Below are 20,273 nucleotides of genomic sequence, written 5' to 3'. Positions count from 1 at the left end.
CGTCACCGCGCGTCGCCTTCCTCTTCCGGTCCCGCTCCGCCGTCCGTCGCCGACGACTCCGACTCCGGCTCCGCGCCGTTCTTCGGCAGTCGCAGGACGAACATCGCGCCGCCGTCCGGCACATTCGCCGCGGTGATGTCACCGCCGTGGATATGGGCGTTCTCCATCGCGATCGACAGTCCCAGACCGCTGCCCTCCGAGCGCGGCCGGGACGCGCTCGCCTTGTAGAAACGGTCGAAGACATGCGGCAGGACGTCCTCGGGGATACCGGGCCCGTGGTCCCGTACCTCGATGACGAGGGAGCCGTCCTCCGTGCGTACCGCCACCCGCACCGGCGAGCCGCCGTGCTTGAGCGCGTTGCCGATCAGATTCGCCATAATCACATCGAGCCTGCGCGGATCGAGCCGCGCCATGATGCCGCGCTCCGCGTCCAGCTCCACCGCGTCCAGCCAGGCCCGTGCGTCGATACAGGCCGTGACCTGGTCCGCGACATCGACATCGTCCAGGACGAGCCGGGCCGTACCCGCGTCGAAGCGGGTGACCTCCATCAGATTCTCCACCAGGACATTGAGCCGCCGGGTCTCGCTCACCACCAGCGTCACGGCGGGCGCGATCATCGGGTCGAGACTGTCGGCCTCCTCCTCCAGCACCTCCGTCACGGCGGTCAGCGCGGTCAGCGGCGTACGCAGCTCATGGGACATGTCGGCGACGAAACGGCGGCTGGACTCCTCCCGCGCGCTCATGTCCGCGACCTTCTTCTGCAAGGACTCCGCGGCCTTGTTGAACGTACGCGAGAGATCGGCCAGCTCATCCGTGCCCGTCACCCGCAGCCGGGTCCCGAACCGGCCCTCGCCGAGCTGCCGCGCCGCCTCGCCCAGCCGCTGCACGGGCTTGAGTACGGTCGTGGCGGCGGCCTGCGCCAGCAGCGCGGACCCGACGAGCGCGAGGGCCGTGGCGATGCCCAGCGACCAGGCGAGCGAGTTGAGATCCGCGCGCTCCTGGTCCAGGGACTTGAGGAGATAGCCGGTCGGACCGCCGCCGATGATCCGCGTACCGCCCACCAGACAGGGCGTACCGCCGAGCTCGGTGCGCAGCCAGAAGACGTGGTACGGGTAGGCGTTGCCGGAGGTGACCTTCTGCTTGCCGTTCACGGCCTGCTGGAGCGACTCCGGTACGTCGTCCAGGGTGAAGGTGTCCCGGTCGGAGGCGCCGACGACGGGCTTGCCCTCGGCGCGCTCGCCTATCAGCAGCACGCTGTAACCGGCGCTGCCGTCCGCCATCTGCTCGGCGGTGCTCTGGAGCTCGCTCTGGCTCGGCCACAGCGGCAGCTCCGCCGCCCGGTTCTGCATCTTCTGCTGGAAGTCGTTGAGCGCCGAGTCCTGGGTGCGGGTCAGCACGGCCTCGCGATTGAGCCAGTACGCGATCCCGGACGCGGAGACCGCCGCGGTCAGGGCCACCGCGCCGAAGACGACCACGAGCCGCAGCCGCAGACTGGTCCAGCGGAGCCCTGCCAGGATCGCCTTCTTCGTCGCGCCGCCCTTCTCCGTCGCACTGCGGCGCGTAGCGCCTGCGCCCGTACCCGCGCCGACACCCGTGCCGTTCTCCGTCGCTCCGTGCGAGCCGTGCGGGCCGCGGTCCGGCCCGTCCACCGTGTGCGCCTCGCTCACGAAGGCGCGTCCAGCCGGTATCCCACTCCGCGCACCGTACGGATCAAGGTCGGCGAGGACGGTACGTCCTCCACCTTCGCCCGCAGACGCTGCACACACGCGTCCACCAGCCGCGAGTCGCCCAGATAGTCGTGCTCCCACACCAGCCGCAGGAGCTGCTGACGCGAGAGCGCCTGGCCGGGACGGCGACTCAGCTCCAGCAGCAGCCGCAGCTCGGTCGGTGTGAGCTGGAGATCCTCGCCGTTCTTGGTGACGGTCATCGCGGACCGGTCGATCACCAGACCGCCGAAGGTCGCGGAATCCGTGGACTCCCGCTCGCCGCGCCGCAGCACCGCGCGGATCCGCGCGTCCAGCACCCGGCCCTGCACCGGCTTGACCACATAGTCGTCGGCGCCGGACTCCAGCCCGACCACCACATCGATGTCGTCGCTGCGCGCGGTCAGCAGAATGATCGGCAGCTGGTCGGTGCGCCTGATGCGCCGGCACACCTCGAAGCCGTCGATCCCGGGCAGCATCACATCCAGCACGATCAGATCCGGCCGCTGCTCCCGCAGCAGTTTCAGGCCGTCCTCTCCCGTCGCCGCGGTGGCCACACGGTGGCCCTGGCGTGACAGGGAGAGTTCGAGGGCCGTGCGGATGGCGTCGTCGTCCTCGATCAGCAACAGGAAAGGCACGGAGGTCATTCTGTCCCATGGGGGGACCACAGTTCGACAGTTGGAGCGCTCCCATACTTTCCGCACGCTCCGCGCAAGGTACGCCGCCCCCTGTGACAGGCCTGTGACAGTCGGCGGACAGCGCCATGAAACTGCCCCGGCAAGCTCTTGGGCACAGGGAACGAAGCAACTCCAAGCGACGGGGGGCGCGGGATGAACGCACTGCACGGCACGGCCTCGAACGCGGTGGTCACGCGTCTTCACGACGTTACGAGGAGCGACGTCACCAGGAGCGATGTCACAAGGAACGGTGAGAAGTCCGGCGCCGTGAACGGGCGGGGGTGCGTTCGCGGCGCCGGGCGTCAGCACAAGCCGTCGTACATGACGGTGGTTGACGCGGACCTGGCGGGCAACGGGGGAGCCGCCACGTACGGGGAGGGCTCGGGGGAGCGGCGGCTCCCGGCGGAGCGGGCGGACGCCGAAGCGGCGTTCACCGCCTACGTCCAGGAGCGCCGCGCCTCCCTGTACGCCACCGCCTACCACCTCACCGGCGACCGGTTCGAGGCCGAGGACCTGCTCCAGAGCGCCCTCTTCTCGACGTACCGGGCGTGGGACAGGATCAGCGACAAGGCCGCGGTCGGTGGCTATCTGCGGCGCACCATGACCAATCTGCACATCAGCGCCTGGCGCAGGCGCAAGCTCAACGAGTATCCGACGGAGGAGCTGCCGGAGACGGCGGGCGACACCGACGCGATGCGCGGCACGGAACTGCGCGCGGTGCTCTGGCAGGCGCTCGCCCGCCTTCCTGAGCTCCAGCGCACGATGCTGGTACTGCGCTACTACGAGGGCCGTACCGATCCGGAGATCGCGGACATCCTCGGCATCAGTGTCGGCACGGTGAAGTCGAGCATCTGGCGGTCGCTCCGCCGGCTGCGCGAGGACGAGGTCCTCAGCTTCGGCCGTGACGAGGAGGAGTCCTTCGGCGAACTGGTCGCCTGAGGGCCGCAGGGGGAACACGGGGGACACGGGGGCTACGGGGGAAAGGTGGGGGCCGCGGTCTCGGGGGAGACGGCGGGAGTACGGGGAAAGCACGGGGAGCACGGGGGAGACTCGCGGGTCGTGGGGGCCCACGGGAATCACAGGGAAAAGAAGCGGGACCGTACAGGACCGGGGGGTCTTGTGCGGTCTTGCTTTTTGCGCCTGAGCCGGCGCCGCTTTCGCGGAGGTGGTTGCTCGCCGTGGGGGTTGCTCAATGGCCGCTTGCGGTTCGGCTGGGCGCGGGTGCGGGGCAGGGTGCGGCATTCCGTACCGCAGCCGCGGCGGTGATACGGCCCAGGGCCTCCGCCTTGCCGCATGGATACGCGCCCAGGGCCGTCTGACGGGCGACGATCGCGCGTTCCGCGCGCATCAGCCGCCAGCCGCGCCGCAGCAGGAACCCGACCGACTTCCGTCCCTCGCGCAGATCGCGCAGCAGCCGCCGCCGGAAGGTGGTCGAGGGCCGGCCGCGCAGACAGAGCGCGTCGGCCAGTACGCCCGACTCCCGGCAGCGCGCGACGATGTCGGCGGCGAAGATGCCCTCCGCGAGGAACACGGGCGTGTGCGCGATGTCGAGCGCCTCCGTGTCCACGCGGGCGCTGGTGGCGATGGAGTAGACGGGAACGGTCGTACGGCCCGTACGGCACAGCTCCTCGATCGCCGCGACGGCGGCGTCCGCGTCCCAGGACAGGGCGGAGTCCCAGTCGATGTCCGTACTGTCCGGGACCAGCGGCAGCGTCGGGTCGTCGCCCTCCTTGTAGAAGTCGTCGAGGCGCAGCACGGGCAGGCCCGTACGCGCGGCCAGGGAGGACTTTCCGGAGCCTGACGGGCCTGCGAGCAGAACGACTCGGGCCGGATGGGAAGGAGAGCTCACGGGACACCAGTGTGCGGCATGGATCCGTGCAGGGAACCACCCGGGTGTACGGATCCACGACGGATCATGGCGAACCGATGACAAATGGGTGTGGACCGATCTTGGGCCGAGCGGTCCTGATGGGGTGTCACACCGCATCTCCACGCGGCCGGGAGTCGTTAGAGGACAGGACATTCCACTCGGCCAGGCAGGAAAACTCATGGCACGTCATGCAGCTCCCACCTCCCGGCACCGCGCTCTGCTGCGCGCCGGTCTGACCGTCACCGCGGCGGGTGCGGCCCTCGGCCTGGGCGGTATGCCCGTCGCCGTGGCGTCGGCGACGGACAGCGACCTCCAGCTAGCCGAGGCGGGCGCGGCGTCGACCCAGGCCCTCACGGGCGCGCTCACGCACTCCACCACCGGCGCGCTGGCCCCGGTCACCAAGCTCAAGCTCAACCCGCTCTCCGGCACCGGCGTGGACCCGCTGGACAACGCGGTGGGCACTCAGATCGCCGACTTCAAGCCCCTGTCCACGGCCGCACTGACCGACCCCCTCACCAAGGGCGGCGGCGCCCTCCAAGACCTCCCTCTGGCGGGCCCGGCCCTGAAACTACTGCTCCCGGCCGCATCGGCCTGACGGTCAGGTGACGCGGCCGAGGCGGGCGATTCTGCGGGGCGCTTACCGCAGCCCCAGCAGGCGGCGGACCTCGTCGTGCGGGATGGCCGGCTTGAGCGTGCCGCGCTCTTTGCTGAGCTGATATTCGGCCACCGCGAGCGCGTCCTCCAGATCCGCCAGATCCAGCGGGTTGATCAGGACGGCCGCCACAAGCCCTTGGTCCGTGATGGCGATCCGTTCGCGCGATCGGGTCACTCGGCTCATCAGAGCGTCGAAGGCGGCGTGCGCCTCAGCGAGGGTGCAGGTGTTGTTCATGCACAGAAGCCTGAGGCTCCGCAGGTACCTCCGAGCGCACGAAGCCCCGCTTTCCCCCGAATGAGGGAAAGCGGGGCCCTGACCGTGCGAGGTCTCCCAGGCGGCTCAGTACGACGAGCCCGAGGCGCCCAGGCTGCCTGTGGGGTGCCAGACCGTTTTGGTTTCCAGGAAGGCCGTCAGGCGGTGGGTGCCCGGGTCGGGGCGCCAGTCCGTGGCGTGCGGGCGCAGGACTCGTTTGAGGTTGTCCGCCGCCGCGACCTCCAGTTCCTTCGCCAGGACCGCGTCCGCGCCGGTCAGGTCGATCCCGTTGACGTCCTGGTGCGCGGCGAGCGGGGCCGCGATCTCGGCGGTGCGTCCCGACAGGACGTTGACGACTCCGCCGGGAAGATCCGAGGTGGCCAGCACCTCGCCCAGGGACAGCGCGGGCAGCGGGGACCGCTCGCTCGCGACGACGACCGCCGTGTTGCCCGTGGCGATCACCGGCGCGACGACCGAGACCAGGCCCAGGAAGGACGAGTCCTGCGGTGCGAGGACGGTGACGACACCGGTCGGCTCGGGCGTGGAGAGGTTGAAGAACGGGCCCGCCACCGGATTCGCGCCGCCCACGACCTGGGCGATCTTGTCCGTCCAGCCCGCGTACCAGACCCAGCGGTCGATCGCCGCGTCCACGACCGCCGCGGCCTTCGCCTTCGGCAGGCCCTCCGCGTCGGCGACCTCCCGTACGAACTGGCCTCGGCGGCCCTCCAGCATCTCGGCGATCCGGTAGAGGATCTGGCCGCGGTTGTACGCCGTCGCGCCCGACCAGCCGCCGAACGCCTTGCGGGCCGCGACGACCGCGTCCCGGGCGTCCTTGCGCGAGGACAGCGGGGCATTGGCCAGCCAGGCGCCCTTGGAGTCGGTCACTTCGTACACCCGGCCGCTCTCGCTGCGAGGGAACTTGCCCCCGACGTACAGCTTGTAGGTCTTGAAGACACTCAGTCGCGTCTCATCGACGGTGCTCATCAGCGCTCGCCCTCCGGGCTCGACGGGGCAAGGTACGCCTCCAGACCGTGACGGCCGCCTTCACGGCCGTAACCCGACTCCTTGTAGCCGCCGAAGGGCGAGGTCGGGTCGAACTTGTTGAACGTATTGGCCCAGACGACGCCCGCCCGGAGCTTGCTCGCCACCGCCAGAATGCGGGAGCCCTTCTCCGTCCAGATGCCCGCCGACAGGCCGTACTGCGTGTTGTTGGCCTTCGCCACAGCCTCCTCGGGCGTACGGAACGTCAGCACCGACAGCACCGGGCCGAAGATCTCGTCACGGGCGATGGTGTGCGCCTGCGTGACATTCGTGAAGAGCGTCGGCGCGAACCAGTAGCCGGAGGACGGCAGTTCACACGCCGGCGACCAGCGCTCCGCGCCCTCCGCCTCGCCCGTCTTCGCCAGCGCCGTGATACGGGCGAGCTGCTCGGCGGAGTTGATCGCGCCGAGGTCGGTGTTCTTGTCCAGCGGATCGCCGACGCGCAGCGTGGAGAGCCGGCGCTTGAGCGACTCCAGCACCTCGTCGTGGACCGACTCCTGGACGAGCAGCCGGGAGCCCGCGCAGCAGACCTGGCCCTGGTTGAAGAAGATCCCGGTGACGATGCCCTCGACGGCCTGGTCGACAGGCGCGTCGTCGAAGACGATATTGGCGCCCTTGCCGCCCAGTTCGAGCGTGGCCTTCTTGTCCGTACCGGCGATCTCACGCGCGATGGCCTTGCCCACGGCGGTGGAACCGGTGAAGGCGATCTTGTCGATGTCCGGATGCGAGACCAGCGCCGCGCCCGTACTGCCGTCACCGGTCACGATGTTGACGACGCCCTTGGGCAGTCCCGCCTGACGGCAGATGTCCGCGAAGAAGAGCGCGGAGAGCGGAGTCGTCTCGGCGGGCTTCAGCACCACGGTGTTGCCGGTGGCGAGCGCCGGTGCGATCTTCCAGGCGAGCATGAGCAGAGGGAAGTTCCACGGGATGATCTGGCCCGCGACACCCAGCGGCTTCGGATCCGCGCCGAGCCCGGCGTGCCCGAGCTTGTCGGCCCAGCCCGCGTAGTAGAAGAAGTGGGCCGCGACCAGCGGGAGATCGGTGTCCCTGGTCTCCCTGATCGGCTTGCCGTTGTCCAGGGTCTCCAGGACCGCCAGCTCGCGCGAGCGCTCCTGGATGATCCGGGCGATACGGAAGAGATACTTGGCGCGCTCGGCGCCGGGCAGCGCCGACCACTTCTCGAACGCCTTACGGGCGGCCCCGACGGCCCGGTCGATGTCCTCGGCGCTCGCCTGCGCGACCTCGGAGAGCACCTCCTCCGTCGACGGCGAGACGGTCTTGAAGACCTTGCCGCCGGCCGCCTCGGTGAACTCGCCGTCGATGAACAGCCCGTACGACGGCGCGATGTCGACGACGGCGCGGGACTCGGGCGCCGGCGCGTACTCGAAAACAGAACCCATGGTGATCAGTCCACCGTCACATAGTCGGGGCCGGAGTAGCGGCCGGTGCTGAGCTTCTGACGCTGCATCAGCAGATCGTTCAGCAGGCTGGAGGCGCCGAAGCGGAACCAGTGGCTGTCCAGCCAGTCCGCACCGACGGTCTCATTGACCAGCACCAGGAACTTCACCGCGTCCTTGCTGGTGCGGATACCGCCCGCGGGCTTCACACCGACCTGTACGCCGGTCTGCGCGCGGAAGTCCCGTACGGCCTCCAGCATCAGCAGTGTGTTGGCGGGCGTGGCGTTGACGCCTACCTTGCCGGTCGAGGTCTTGATGAAGTCCGCGCCCGCGATCATGCCGAGCCAGGAGGCGCGGCGGATGTTGTCGTACGTGGACAGCTCACCGGTCTCGAAGATGACCTTGAGCCGGGCGGCGCCGGCCGCCTCCTTCACCGCGCGGATCTCCTCGTACACCTTGAGGTAGTGACCGGCGAGGAACGCGCCGCGATCGATGACCATGTCGATCTCGTCCGCGCCGGCCGCCACGGCGTCCCGGGTGTCCGCGAGCTTCACCGCGAGCGAGGCCCGGCCGGCCGGGAAGGCGGTCGCGACGGACGCGACCTTCACCTCGGACCCGGCGAGCGCGGCGACCGCCGTCTCCGCCATGTCCGGATAGACACAGACGGCCGCGGTGGCGGGCGTCGTACGGTCGGTCGGATCGGGCCGCAGGGCCTTGGCGGCGAGCGCCCGGACCTTGCCCGGGGTGTCCGCGCCTTCGAGCGTCGTCAGATCGATCATGGAGATGGCGAGATCGATGGCGTACGCCTTGGCCGTGGTCTTGATCGAGCGCGTCCCGAGCGAACCGGCACGCGCCTCCAGGCCGACGGCGTCGACACCGGGCAGCCCGTGCAGGAAACGGCGCAGCGCGCTGTCGGACGCGGTCACGTCGGCGAATGCGTGGGTGATGGTGGGCATGGTCACCAGAGGAGCATATCTACGCGCGTAGCGACCTGTACAGGGGCGAGTCCGAGCTGTGACCGGGGTCCGTCGAGGGTTTACGGACGCGTACGGCAGAATCGGGCATATGACGAGTCCAGCGCCTCAGCCCTCCGAGCCGACCTACCGCGACCGTGTCTTCCGGTCGGGCGGCGGGATCCTCGGCGGGATCCTGCTGCTGGCGGTCGTGGCCTGGCTCGGCGTCGACGCGCTCGTCTGGGGCACGGGCCGCACGCCGTGGCTGGCGCTGGCCGGTCTCCTCTTCGCCGTACCGCTGATCGTCGCCTTCAGCCTGCGCCCGGCCGTCTTCGCCGGGAACGACCGGCTGCGGATCAGAAACCCGTTCCGGACCATCACACTGCCCTGGGCGACGGTGACGGGCATACGGGCCGTGTACTCCTGCGAGGTCTTCACCGAGAACGACGGGAAGTTCCAGCTCTGGGCCGTCCCGGTCTCCCTGCGCCAGCGCAAGCGCGCCAACCGCTACCAGGACCGGCTGGCCCGCACCGCGGAGACCCTCGACCCGGCCAAGCTGGCCCTCGCGGACCGCGCGGTCACGGAGCTGCGCGAACTGTCCGAACAGGCCACCACTCGCCCCACGGCGCAGGGCACCCCGACGATCCGCTGGGCGTACGAGGTGATCGCGCCGACCTTGGCGGGCCTGGTGCTCCTGATCGTCCTCCTGGCCACGGGCTGAGGCGGTGCGCCGCCCGGCGGGGAATCAGGCGGCCGTTCTGCGTCGGTACCCTGGGGCGCATGTCTACTGCCCCGGTTCGTGTTCGTTTCGCCCCGTCTCCGACCGGCATGTTCCATGTCGGCGGCGCACGGTCCGCTCTCTACAACTGGGCGGTGGCGCGACAGTCCGGCGGCACGTTCGTGCTGCGGATCGAGGACACCGACGCCGCCCGGAACAAGCCGGAGTGGATCGACGGCATCATCAGCGCACTGGCCGCCATCGGTATCCACGAGGAGGACTCGGCCTTCGAGGGGCCGTACTTTCAGTCGCACAATGCCGCCCGGCACAGCGAGGCTGCCCAGCAGCTGTACGCGGCGGGCAAGGCGTACCACTGCGACTGCACCCGTGAGCAGCTGAAGGAACGCACCGGGTCGGAGCATCTCGGGTACGACGGATTCTGTCGGGACAGGGGGCTGGCGTACGTCGAGGGACGGGCGCTGCGGTTCCGGACGCCGGACGAGGGGGAGACCGTGGTGGTCGACCTGATCCGTGGGGAGCCGGCGTTTCCGAACAGCGCGATCGAGGACTTCGTGATCGCGCGTGGCGACGGGTCTCCGGTCTTCTTGATCGCCAACGTGGTCGACGACCTGGACGAAGGCATCACGCAGGTCATCCGCGGTGACGAGCACCTGTCGAATACGCCGAAGCAGCAGCTGCTGTGGGAGGCGCTCGGTGCCGAGCCGCCGGTCTGGGCGCATCTCCCCGTGATCGTGAACGAGAAGCGGCAGAAGCTGTCCAAGCGCCGGGACAAGGTGGCGCTGGAGGACTACCTGGCCGAGGGCTTCCTGCCCGAGGCGATGGTGAACTACCTCATGCTGCTCGGCTGGGGGCCCGGCGATGACCAGGAGATCCTTCCGTACGAGGAGTTGGAGCAGCGCTTCCGTATCGAGGACGTCGGCACGTCGCCGGCCTTCTTCGACGTGAAGAAGCTGACGGCGTTCAACGGCGAGTACATCCGCGCTCTGGCACCGGAGCAGTTCGCTGCGGCGTGCGCGCCATGGCTGGTGGCTCCCTACGCGCCGTGGGCGCCGGAGGCATTCGACGTGGCGGTCTTCGAGACGGTGGCGCCGCTGGCCCAGACCCGGCTGGCGCTCCTGTCGGAGATCACGAGCTATGTCGACTTCCTGTTCCTCGACGAGCCGGTCGAGGACGAGGCGTCGTGGAGCAAGGCGATGAAGGCGGGCGCCGCCGATGTCCTGCGCGACGCACGCGCGGAGCTGGCCACCGCGGAGTGGCGGGCGGACGATCTCAAGGCGGTACTGGTCGCGGTCGGTGAGAAGCACGGTCTGAAGCTGGGCAAGGCCCAGGCTCCCGTCCGGGTCGCTGTCACCGGCCGGGCGATCGGGTTGCCGCTGTTCGAGTCCATGGAGGTGCTCGGTCGCGACCGGGTGCTGGCCCGTCTGGACGCCGCTTCGAAGAAGCTGGCCGCTCAGTCGTAGTCGTGGGTCAGGCGATCTCGGCGAGCAGTTCGCTCCAGGCGCTGCCGAAGTAGGTCAGATCGAACCGGGCCAGGGCGTCGTACGCGCCCTTGGCCTCGGCCTCCGGTGCGGCGGCGCGCTCCAGGACCTGTACGGGCAGACGGCTGAAGTCAGGGGCAGGCTGGCCCGTCAGCTCGGCGAGATCGCCGAGTCCCGCCACGGGGCGGATCAGGCAGGGCAGCCCGAGCAGGAGGGCCTCGGCCGCGCAGCGGCTCCAGCCCTCCCGCATCCGAGGAGCGAAGACACCGACATCACAGGCGCGCAGCAGCCGCAGGTAGCGCTCGCGTGGCAGGTCGTAGTGGGTACCGTCGAAGCCGATCGTGTTGCTGCCGCTGGTGATCACTTGTGTGGTGTGAGCGCCGGCCAAGGCGTCGGCGACGTTCACCGTGCCCTTCCAGTGCACGGCCTTGCCCGCGTAGACGGCGACGGTGTCCGGGGCGATGCCGAACTCGGCGCGGCACTCGTGCCGGTCGAGGCGGAGTGTCCGCTCCACCTCGGCGAGGTCGAAGGCGTTGTAGATGATCTGTACGTCGCGGACTCCCTTGGCCCGGAGGAAATCGGCCCAGTACGGGGCGACACACACCACGTTGGCGCATTGCGGGAGGACGTCGAAGAGCCGCTCCCAGAGCATGGCCTCGAAGGGCGCGGAGTCGTGCTGCAACGGTTCGTAGTGGTGGAGGAGGAACACGGTCCTGGCCCTCATGCCCGGTGTGAAGAGCAGCAGGCTCAGGTCGTCCCAGACGAAGGAGCCTGCCGCGCGGTCCAGGGCCCGGACGGCGGGGGCGAGGCGAGCGAGGTGGCGCAGCTTGCGCCAGCGCCGGACACGATAGGCCCGTTTGTAGTCCGGCACCGTGCGCCATTCGATGCGTGCGGCGGTCACGTCATGGAGCATCCGTAGATAGGCCCGGCCTCCCGTACGGCCGACCGGTTCCATCGAGTACACGACCTGTCTCATGGACGTATCTCCTGTTGGTGGCGGACGTACTCGGCGTGGAGCAGCGCGTGCGCCGCTTCCAGATGGGTGCTGAGCGGGCGGGCTGCGTCGGCGAGGGGGAGATGGAAGTCGGCCAGAGCCCGGAGAAACTTCGTGCGTCGGCCGAGGTCCGGAGAGCGGTGCAGGTCGCGCAGGTTGTGAATACGGTCGGCGAACCGCACCACGAGTTCCTCCGGTGGCAGACCGGCCGTCTTCGCCCGCCAGCGGGTCTCGTCCCGGGCGCCTTTCGGCCTTCGTTCCAGCCGGTGGTCGGGGGTGATGGCTCGGAGGCGGGCGGTGAAGGCGCCGCCCAACTTCTTCATGATGAGGGCCTCCGCGCTGGGATCGATCTCCAAGGCGTCGTGCAGGAGACCGAGAAGAAGCGTGTCGGGGAGCGTCACACCGAGTTCGGCCCGGAGTACGGCGACCACGGCCAGGGGGTGCTGGATGTAGGGGGTGCCTTGATCGCGCGTATGGCCGGTGTAAACCGTGAGGGCCAGGCCACCGGACACGCGCGCGCGTGCCCGGTCCCGGGCGTTCCATTCCGTAGTGCCGAGCGTGGTCAGGATGTGTGCCCGGTCATTCGGGCTCATCGGGCTCACCTCTCGCGCGTGTTCGACAGAAGCAGCCCGTGTGGATCGGGGACGTGGTCGGCGAGCAGCACCGTGTCGCCGACGGCCAGGGCGTCGAGCCCGAGCTCGGCTGTCGCGCGTACCGCCTGTTCGGCGGTCCGCAGGATGGGGGCGCCCTTGCGGTTGAAGGACGTGTTCAGCAGGAGGGGCAGGCCGGTGCGGCGGTGGAACTGTTCCAGCAGCTCGCGGAGCCCCTGGTGGTCGGCGGAGACGGTCTGGACGCGCGCGGTGCCGTCGTGGTGCGTGACCGCGGCGATGCGCGGCGCACGGCTCGGCCGGACGCGAGCGACGCGGTTCATGAACGGGTCGCCTTCGGTCTCGAACCAGTTCGCGCTGTGCTCGGCGAGTACGGCCGGTGCGAACGGGCGGTACGCGGCTCGTCTCTTGATCGCGTTGAGCCGATCACGGGTACCGGTGTGGCCAGGGTGGGCCAGGATCGAACGGTGGCCGAGGGCGCGCGGGCCGAATTCCAGCGGTCCCCGCACCCAGCCGACAATGTGGCGGTCGGCGAGCAGCGCGGCCACGGTCGGGGCGAGAGCCTTCCCGAGGCGGGGAATCGCCCGATATCCGGGCGGCACGAGCGTGTCGGATATGTGGCCCGGCTCCGGGCCCCAGGCCGCATCGGTCGGGACGGGGAGGCGGGCCTGCCCCAGCTGGTAGTGCCAGCCGTACAACGCGGCACCCACCGCCGTGCCTGCGTCATGGGGTGCGGGGGCGACGAACAGCGTGTCGAAGCCGCTGTCGGCAGCCAAGTGACCGTTGAGATGGGAGTTCAGGGCGCAGCCGCCCGAGAACACCAAGGTGCTTGCTCCGGTGAGCCGTTGTACGTGCCTGGCTACGTGTACGACGGAGTCGGCGAACACCTCCTGGACGGCGGCTGCCAGATCCGCGCGTTCGGCCTCGGGGCGATCCGTAACGTTGTCGGCCGCCCAGGCCCGTCCGCCGATCAGCAGCGGGGTGCCGCTGTCCGCCGAGCCCATCGGATGCGCGACGCGGATCTCGCCCTCGTCGCCGAGCTGGATCAGTTCGCGGACCTGCGGGCCGTAGCGCAGGGGGTCACCGAGGGCGGCCAGGGCCATCATGCTGCCCTCGGGCTCGTCGCCCGGCGGGATCACCCGCTGGGCGAGGTTGCGGTAGAAGTGGCCGAGCGAGGAATGGACGCGTCGGGGCCCGACGGGGCCGGGCACTACGAGGGGCATGCCCTGATGGAGCCGGTCGATGCGGTCGGGCCGTAAGTCGTAGCCGGTGATGCGTTCGCGGCCCGGACCGAAGTCGGAGCCGAGAGCCGAGCCGCCGGCGTCGATGACGAGTCCGGCCGCGTGGTCGTCCCCGGAGAGCAGATAGCCGGAGAGGACGTGCGAGGTGTGATGGGAAAGCAGCCGCAGGTTCTCTCCGAGCGGGGCAGGGAGCAGGGCGGCGAGTTCGTCACGCTCCTTGGCCAGCCACCAGCCGGCGGCGGGGGTGGGGCGCATGGAGGCCGCCCAGACGGCGTCCACGTCCTCCGGTCCGATACCGGCTGCCTCCATGCACCAGTTGAGGGAACGGGCGGGAGCCGTGAGGACGCCCTTGCGTGTGTGCCGGTGGTGCTTGATGCCGCTCCACCGTTCTTCCTCGGCGGCGTAGAGGCGGCCGTCGACGACCAAGGCTGCGGATGTGTCGTGGTGGAAGTTCAGTCCAAGGACTGCGGGCATGAGCGCGCACCTCCAGATACGAGTCAGACGACGATGACCGGAGTGGGGACGATGGCGGATCCGGAGTCGGCGTACTCGTGGCACTTCAGGCAGAACCGGAAGTGATGGCGGCGAGGTGCGAACACCTTGGCGGTGAAGTCCTCGTCCCAGATGCTGAATTCGCTGTCGTCCTTGGCCATGGCGTTGAAGCAGCGATAGCAGGAGCCGTCCAGCTCGACCATCAGATGCTGATCGAGGTAACGGGAGCAGATCCCGCGCAGCTTGTTGGCCGGCTGGCCGACATCGACGTGGTGCACGTGGTTGGTGACGTGGATCGCTCCGTGTGCGGCACACAGGTCCGCGATCTCCGCGAGCCGGGTGGTGCTGATGCCCTCCAGGACGCTGTTGATGACGACGGTCCTGCCGGCCGCGCGGAGGCGGGGAACGACGGCGTGGACCTCCGCGTAGTTCTCGTGCTCGTCGTCGCAACCGATGAGGATCTGGTCGTACGAGCGGAGCGTGGCCTCCATGATCCGCTGGTTACGGGCCAGGATGATGGCGTTCGTGCCCAAGACCATGACCTTGTCCGGCAGCCGGGTGCGGGCCAGATCGCTGAGGGCGGGGAAGTCCCGGTGGACGGCGGGCTCGCCGCCGTTGATGTGCAACTGCTGGAAGGGGATGGTCTCCAGCCGGGTCAGGACGGTGGAGAACGTCTCCAGGGGCATGTTCTCGCCCTGGGCGCCGTCGGCGAAGATGCAGAAGTCGCAGGAACGATTGCATTTGGTCGTGATCTTGATCTTGGCGGTCTTGAGGGTCCCAGGAGGGAAATCTCCGGCGGGCATGGCGATCGCTCCTTCTGTCAGGGGGTACGTCACTCGGCCTGGAAGGTGAGGAAGTCCTGCACCACCGCTCTTTGCCTCCTCCAGAGGGCGAGCGCGTCGCGCAGGGTGCCGGCGGTGGTGGGGCCCGTGGGGAGCAGCTCGGCCATCCGGCCCGCCAGTCGCTGGGAGGGCCCGGTTCCCTCGGCGGCCAGGGATCGCAGGGTTTCCGCCGCTGCCCGAAGTTCCTTCGCCTCGCGCGTGATCAGATATCCGGTGGCGACACCGGGCGGTGGGCCGAGGTAGTACAGCCAGCGCGCGACCCGTACGCGGAGCATCCCCGCAGTCATCGTCCAGGCAGTGCGGGAACGCTCTTCGGCGTCGTCGGGGTCCGTATCCAGCGGTGTATCGGGGACTCGTCGCATGGCCGCTTCGAGAGCGACGTCGGCGGTTCGGAGGAGGTGCCGCACGGTGGGAGCGGAAGCAGACCGGATGGTGCCGGTGGCCTTCGCGTACCGCAGGAACAGCTCGGCGTACCGTTCCAGCCCGCCCGGGTGCCATTGGGTGAGGGCGGCTGTCTTGCCGGGACAGCGGGTGCGGGTTGCCAGCGCGGCGGCGGCGAACCAGCACGGAGCGAGATAGTGCCAGGCGACACAGTGGCGTCGATAACCGAGGATGTCCTCGATCACGTTGTCCGTACTGTCGGCCGCCGGCCGATACCGTCCGCCGAGCCGTGCGTCCAGGATGCCGCGGTAGAACCGCTCGTCGACGCCGCTCCAAGGTGCCATCTGCGCATGGGACTTCCAGCGCTGGAAGTCGCGTGCGCTCCCGCAGATCAGGCTCCAGGTCGCGAGTTCGGGCGGGGAGATCAGCCGACGGTCGGCCTCGGACAGGGTGAAGGCGAAGCCGGGCGGGTGCTCAAGGAGGCGGCGGTGGGAGACGTCCCGCCTGACCGCTGCGCGGTGCGCGGCGGCGAGGCGGTGGTTCCACTCCTGCCAGTCCGCGGGAACCTCGCGCAACAGAACGCGTACGTCCAGGTCGGAGTGGGGAGCCAGCAGGTCGGCAGACTGCCACTTGTGGGTGAGCATCGCCGCGCCGACGCCCTGGGCGTCCAGCTCGTTCCCGTACAGGTCACCGAGCGCCGCGTACAGCGGCAGTGTGTCGGCGGGGGCGGCGGCCATCAGCCCTCCCCGGGGGCGCGGCGATTACACGAGGGCTCAGCCGCACCTGTGTTGAGGAGGGGCAGCAGGGGAAGCACGGGGGTGCCTTGGGGACGTTCCATCCGGTCCCAGCGCAGGTCGTAGTCGACGTAGTGGTAGCCCTGCCACGCGTCGTTCGTGTCGCGGTCGAGCATGGACTGGAACAGGTGGGCGAAGGCGTCGCTGAGTGTCCCGTCGGCCAGGTGGGCCTTCATGGGGATGTCGCGGTTGTGGAGGATGCAGGGCCGGGCCACACCTGTTGGGGTGATCTTGATCCGGTTCGCGTCCGAGCAGGTGGCGCAGCTGGAGTTGGAGATGAAGCCGATCGAGCCGGCCCAGCCGTCGGGTCGCAGGTAACGGCCGGGGCTGCGAACTCCGAGCTGGGTACGGGGGACCTCGCCCGCGCCCGTGAACCATCGCTGGAGCCGATCGCGCACTTCGGCCTCGCTGATGAACTCCGTGTCGAACAGGGCCTGTGCCGGGCCGATGTTCTGCAGCTCGATCAGACGCACGGCGACGGGAAGGTCTCTGGCCAGCTCGGCGACCGCGAACGCGTCCTCGATGTAGGTGCGTTGGAGTACGCAGTTGATCTTCACGCGTAGGCCGAGGGCGAGCGCGGCGTCGATCGTGGCCCGGGTTTCGCGGGGGTCCCCGCCGCCCATGATCGCGGCAGACCGAGACGGGTCGAGGCTGTGGAGGCTGACGTTGAGGTACGTCAGACCGGCCCGCTGGAATCGCTCGACGCTCAGTCCGCGGTGCAGGTTGCCGTGGCTGGTCATGCCGATCGCCGCGCCGGGTCCGAGGCCGTCGGCCAGTCCCTCGATCACGGCCAGGATGTCCGCCCGCAGGGTCGGCTCGCCCCCGGAGCAGTGGGCCTTCTTCACCTGCCAGGCTCCGGCCTCGGCGGCGATGGCCGCGTAGTCCGCCGAGGTCAGGGGGCGGTCCTTGTGCCCGTAGTCCGGCATGCAGCGCGGCTTGCAGAACACGCAGTCCAGGTTGCACAGCGAGTTCAGGGTGAGCGCCAGATAGGGGTGGTTGCGGCCGGTCGCGGTGAAGTCGGCGACGAGGTCGCGGTGGCCGGTGCTGAGCATGAGGTCAGCCTCCTGCGAGGGGAGAGTGGACGAGAGGGGCACCGACCAGACCGTTCAGCGGCCGATCGGCGAGGTGGCGACGCAGGTTGTCGGCAAAGAAGGCGACCGCCTCGTCCATGTAGGTGCGGGAGAAGACAGCGCTCTTCGGTGTGAGCAGAACGCGAGGGTGGAGCCGCAGCGGGTCGCGTGCGGGCAAGGGCTTCGGATCAGCGACATCCAGGGCGGCCCCGCGCAGATGCCCGGAATCGAGGGCCGCGACGAGCGCTCGCTGATCGACGGTCGATGCTCTGCCCAGATTGATGAAGAGAGATCCGGACTTACAGGCGCAGAGGAGTTCGTGGTCGAAGAAGTGCAGGGTCGCGCTCGTGGCGGGCAGCAGATCGACCACCACGTCGGCGACGGCGACCGCCTGGTGGACCGCCGATACGTGTATCCACGTGATGCCGTCGCGCGGAGCCGAAGGAGGCGTGCGCCGTACGCCGATCACGTTCATACCGAGGGCGCGAGCAGCCCGGGCGAGGTGCCCACCAATGCTGCCGCAGCCCACGATGGCCATCGTCGCCCCGGCCAGATCGAAGAACTCCTCGGCGAGGTCGTCCTTCCACCAGGTCCGGTTCCGCTGAAGACGCTGGCTCAGGAACAGACCGCGCGAGAAGCCGAGGATCAACCCCATGGCGTGCTCGGCCATGGGCCGGCCGTGGAATCCGTACGAGCGGGTCAGAGCTACCCCTGCCGCCGCGATCTCCGTCACGGGGAGGTGATCCGTACCGGCTGCCGGCGAGGAGATCCACTTCAGGTGAGGGGCACCGACCAGCCACGCGGGATCGAACCGCCACCCGAAGAAAACCCGCGCAGAAGGAAGGCAGTTGGGGAGACTCCCGACACTGACAGCACGGACATCGACATCCGGGAAGCCGGTTCGCAGGGACCGCTCGTGTTCTGCGGACAGGCGCCAGAAGGCGTGCGGGGACTCAACGCAGACCAGTACGACGGGGCGGTTCATCGGCTTCCGCTCCCAGCGTCGGGCATCGGAGCCAGGGCCCAGGGGGCGATGCTGCTGAGAGCGGAGCCGATGCCGGCCTCGTAGTCGTGACGCGACCGAAGGAGCGCTGTCCCGGCCCGTACGAGGCGGAAGCGTTCGCGCGGCATGACGGTCAGAGCCCGGTGGAGGGCGGCAGCCAGTGAGGCGGGATCGCCAGGTGCCGCGGTGAACCCCGTCTCCCCCTCGATCACCGTCTGGGCCAGCCCACCGGCGGCTGTGGCGACCACCGGGCTCGCCCCTGCGGCAAACGCCTCCAGCGGTATCCGGCCGAAGGGCTCCTCGCGGGACGGTACGACGACCGCGCGCAGGGCCGGACTGTGGAGCCAGCTGCGGATGGACGGACTGAAGCGAGTGACCAGCGTCGCGTCGAGCCCGTACTCGCGAATGCCGGCGGCCAGCCGAGTCTGGTACGGGGTGAGCTCGTCGGATTCGCCGGGAGTCGCCGCCGCCAGCAGAAGGTGGGGAAGGCGTACGCCTTGATCTTTCAGGATGTGCAGGGCCTTCAGAAGGTCCTCGAAACCCTTGGTCGGGACGGGTCTTCCCATGGCCAGTAGAAACCCGCCCCGGGCTCGGAAGGGGAGCGGGAGCACGGCTGACGGTTTGCCGGTTTCTTCAAGGATCAGCCCGTTCGGGATATCCACGATGCTCTCGCGGCGAAGGGCGCAGCTGACGGTGAGGTGGCCGCGCATGTGGCTGGAGATCGCGCCGATCCGACCACCACGGCCTGTGGCCGCCCACAGGCCGGCCTTCTCCCAGCGGACACGGGCCCGGTCCTGCGGTTGCGTCAACGCGGCGGTCGAGCGGGGCACGAGCAGCAGCTCCATGGTCGGCGGTGTGTAAGGAGCGAGGCCGAGGAAGGGAACGTCGAGGCCGATCAGCAGACAGCGGCCAGAGTGGTCGGCGATGCGTACGGCCGCCTCGGCGACGAGGTCGCACAGCTGCTCGCAGCCCTGGACCGACTTCGGCAGGAGGTGTGCGTCGGGGATCGTGATGATCTCGGCTTCGGCCTGTTTGAGCATCTGCTGGACCTCGGCGGTCCACTGCGGGTCACTGTCGCCCGATGATTGGGGAACGTCCGGGGTGACCACGGCCAGTCGGCCTACGGGCAGCAGGCGGGCGAGCGCCGTGAGGAAGGCGCGGTTGCTGAAGCCGGTCCCCGAACTGGCTCCGTAAACGCCTTCGTGGAGCGCGACGATCACGCGCGGCTGATCGCCCTTGCCCCGGACGTCCGGGGAGTGGGGAGATTTCGGGCGGATTGCCATGGCGGTCAGGCGTTTTGTGCGCACTGTGTGCTGCCTCCTTCGAGAGAGGTGCCAGTGGGAGTGACGGAGAACATCAGCGGGTGGCGCCTCCGTCGGAGCCGGCGAATCGGGTCAGGCGACACCAGGCACGGCTGCCGTGGGTACTGGTGGTGAGCGACCAGGCATCGGCCAGGGCCTCGACGATGACCAGTCCGCGTCCCGACTCCGCCTCGTCCGGTGGTCCGGGTGTTGTCGGAGCCGTGGGTAGTGGACAGCCGCCGTCGGTGACGGTGATCTCGACCTCGAACCGCTCTTCGATCCGTTCGATCCGGTCGATGCAGAGCACCAAGGGCGGGCTCCCCGAGGTGAACGCGTTGGTTGCCAGCTCCGACCCGATCAGGCGGGCGTCATCGACCAGATCTGTCTCCATGTCCCCGTGGAGGGCGACCATGACCGCCTCGCGTGCGATCTCTGCCGCACTCGGACTGAAAGGGAGATCCGTGATCAGCGTCGCCGTGGTGTGGTCGCCAGGGCGCTGGTGCACGGTTTCCGGCTCGCTTCGCCCGCGAGTGCCCTCCAGTACGCCGCCCGGGAGGCCTTGGAAGATGCTCGCGTGGTGGTTCAAGACCCGACCCCTTCTCCTTCAGCGGCGAAGGCGGTGCCTTCTGCTTGGACTCAAGAACACCGGAGGAGGCGATTCGGCAGGACCCGATCAACGGGTCAACTGGGTCAACTTCCCTTCGATAGCGATTACTCGACGGTGTTAAAGCATCACCATGGGGAGGACGAGGTATCCGACGAACCGCTGGGCGTGAGGTGGT

General features: G+C 69.3%; 20 protein-coding genes. 4 read left to right on the top strand and 16 right to left on the bottom strand.

Features of this window, described 5'->3' with window-relative positions; genetic code table 11:
- Positions 1–2: 2 nt before the first annotated feature.
- Together ACFV6H_RS30875 and afsQ1 are read right to left on the bottom strand one after the other, a co-directional pair.
- Entirely contained in the window at positions 3–1,517 is a 1,515-nt protein-coding gene (locus ACFV6H_RS30875) for an ATP-binding protein (protein ID WP_385548994.1), read from the bottom strand.
- 146 nt (positions 1,518–1,663) lie between these two features.
- Positions 1,664–2,341 (bottom strand): two-component system response regulator AfsQ1, encoded by a 678-nt coding sequence (gene afsQ1, locus ACFV6H_RS30870; protein WP_079124961.1) that lies wholly within the window; start codon positions 2,339–2,341, stop codon positions 1,664–1,666.
- A 192-nt stretch (positions 2,342–2,533) separates the two neighbouring features.
- Between afsQ1 and ACFV6H_RS30865 the strand changes: the two genes are divergently transcribed.
- On the top strand, positions 2,534–3,319 hold the full coding sequence (locus ACFV6H_RS30865) for a SigE family RNA polymerase sigma factor (protein WP_384791991.1): 786 nt from the start codon (positions 2,534–2,536) through the stop codon (positions 3,317–3,319).
- Between the two features lie 250 nt (positions 3,320–3,569).
- Here ACFV6H_RS30865 and ACFV6H_RS30860 read toward each other — a convergent pair whose 3' ends face one another.
- Complete coding sequence (locus ACFV6H_RS30860) at positions 3,570–4,229, bottom strand: uridine kinase (protein WP_384981881.1); 660 nt, start codon at positions 4,227–4,229, stop codon at positions 3,570–3,572.
- Between the two features lie 199 nt (positions 4,230–4,428).
- On the opposite strand from ACFV6H_RS30860, the gene ACFV6H_RS30855 reads away from it, so the two are divergent.
- Positions 4,429–4,845 carry a hypothetical protein gene (locus ACFV6H_RS30855; RefSeq protein ID WP_385548753.1) on the top strand — a complete coding sequence of 139 codons (417 nt, stop codon included), beginning with the start codon at positions 4,429–4,431 and terminating at the stop codon, positions 4,843–4,845.
- Between the two features lie 42 nt (positions 4,846–4,887).
- Here ACFV6H_RS30855 and ACFV6H_RS30850 read toward each other — a convergent pair whose 3' ends face one another.
- The 4 genes from ACFV6H_RS30850 to deoC all read right to left on the bottom strand — a co-directional run bounded on the left by ACFV6H_RS30850 (position 4,888) and on the right by deoC (position 8,551).
- Positions 4,888–5,139 carry a type II toxin-antitoxin system prevent-host-death family antitoxin gene (locus ACFV6H_RS30850; protein ID WP_385548750.1) on the bottom strand — a complete coding sequence of 84 codons (252 nt, stop codon included), beginning with the start codon at positions 5,137–5,139 and terminating at the stop codon, positions 4,888–4,890.
- Between the two features lie 105 nt (positions 5,140–5,244).
- Entirely contained in the window at positions 5,245–6,141 is an 897-nt protein-coding gene (locus ACFV6H_RS30845; protein WP_385548747.1) for an aldehyde dehydrogenase family protein, read from the bottom strand.
- Positions 6,141–7,598 (bottom strand): aldehyde dehydrogenase family protein, encoded by a 1,458-nt coding sequence (locus ACFV6H_RS30840; protein ID WP_385548744.1) that lies wholly within the window; start codon positions 7,596–7,598, stop codon positions 6,141–6,143. The genes ACFV6H_RS30845 and ACFV6H_RS30840 overlap by 1 nt, the downstream gene beginning before the upstream one ends.
- 5 nt (positions 7,599–7,603) lie before the next feature.
- Positions 7,604–8,551, bottom strand: coding sequence for a deoxyribose-phosphate aldolase (gene deoC / locus ACFV6H_RS30835; RefSeq protein ID WP_384792048.1), 948 nt, complete (start codon positions 8,549–8,551; stop codon positions 7,604–7,606).
- Positions 8,552–8,660: 109 nt separating this feature from the next.
- On the opposite strand from deoC, the gene ACFV6H_RS30830 reads away from it, so the two are divergent.
- Positions 8,661–9,269 (top strand): PH domain-containing protein, encoded by a 609-nt coding sequence (locus ACFV6H_RS30830; RefSeq protein WP_384981895.1) that lies wholly within the window; start codon positions 8,661–8,663, stop codon positions 9,267–9,269.
- 107 nt (positions 9,270–9,376) lie between these two features.
- Positions 9,377–10,747, top strand: coding sequence for a glutamate--tRNA ligase (gltX, locus tag ACFV6H_RS30825; protein WP_384982401.1), 1,371 nt, complete (start codon positions 9,377–9,379; stop codon positions 10,745–10,747).
- Positions 10,748–10,754: 7 nt separating this feature from the next.
- Here the strand turns inward: gltX and ACFV6H_RS30820 are convergent, their stop codons facing one another.
- From ACFV6H_RS30820 to ACFV6H_RS30780, 9 genes are read right to left on the bottom strand one after another with little or no spacing between them, the layout of a single operon-like run.
- Entirely contained in the window at positions 10,755–11,741 is a 987-nt protein-coding gene (locus ACFV6H_RS30820) for a glycosyltransferase (protein WP_384981898.1), read from the bottom strand.
- A complete protein-coding gene (locus tag ACFV6H_RS30815; protein ID WP_385548740.1) occupies positions 11,738–12,352 on the bottom strand; it encodes an HD domain-containing protein in 615 nt (204 codons plus the stop codon). Before ACFV6H_RS30815 ends, ACFV6H_RS30820 begins: the two co-directional genes overlap by 4 nt.
- Before the next feature lie 5 nt (positions 12,353–12,357).
- Positions 12,358–14,082, bottom strand: a complete 1,725-nt coding sequence (locus tag ACFV6H_RS30810) for a carbamoyltransferase (RefSeq protein ID WP_385548737.1) — start codon at positions 14,080–14,082, stop codon at positions 12,358–12,360.
- Between the two features lie 23 nt (positions 14,083–14,105).
- Positions 14,106–14,903, bottom strand: a complete 798-nt coding sequence (locus ACFV6H_RS30805) for a radical SAM protein (RefSeq protein ID WP_385548734.1) — start codon at positions 14,901–14,903, stop codon at positions 14,106–14,108.
- Positions 14,904–14,932: 29 nt separating this feature from the next.
- Positions 14,933–16,060 (bottom strand): hypothetical protein, encoded by a 1,128-nt coding sequence (locus tag ACFV6H_RS30800; RefSeq protein WP_385548731.1) that lies wholly within the window; start codon positions 16,058–16,060, stop codon positions 14,933–14,935.
- Positions 16,060–17,169 (bottom strand): radical SAM protein, encoded by a 1,110-nt coding sequence (locus tag ACFV6H_RS30795; RefSeq protein WP_385548728.1) that lies wholly within the window; start codon positions 17,167–17,169, stop codon positions 16,060–16,062. Before ACFV6H_RS30795 ends, ACFV6H_RS30800 begins: the two co-directional genes overlap by 1 nt.
- A 4-nt stretch (positions 17,170–17,173) precedes the next feature.
- On the bottom strand, positions 17,174–18,172 hold the full coding sequence (locus ACFV6H_RS30790) for a D-2-hydroxyacid dehydrogenase (protein WP_385548725.1): 999 nt from the start codon (positions 18,170–18,172) through the stop codon (positions 17,174–17,176).
- Positions 18,169–19,497: a glycosyltransferase family 4 protein gene (locus tag ACFV6H_RS30785; RefSeq protein ID WP_385548722.1), complete on the bottom strand. Its 1,329-nt coding sequence runs from the start codon at positions 19,495–19,497 to the stop codon at positions 18,169–18,171. Before ACFV6H_RS30785 ends, ACFV6H_RS30790 begins: the two co-directional genes overlap by 4 nt.
- Positions 19,498–19,546: 49 nt before the next feature.
- Positions 19,547–19,996 (bottom strand): ATP-binding protein, encoded by a 450-nt coding sequence (locus tag ACFV6H_RS30780; protein WP_385548719.1) that lies wholly within the window; start codon positions 19,994–19,996, stop codon positions 19,547–19,549.
- Positions 19,997–20,273: the final 277 nt, after the last annotated feature.

It is taken from the genome of Streptomyces sp. NPDC059743, from assembly GCF_042732975.1.
In the GTDB taxonomy this organism is placed as follows: Bacteria; Actinomycetota; Actinomycetes; order Streptomycetales; family Streptomycetaceae; genus Streptomyces.
This window is presented reverse-complemented; position numbering and strand designations above follow the sequence as displayed.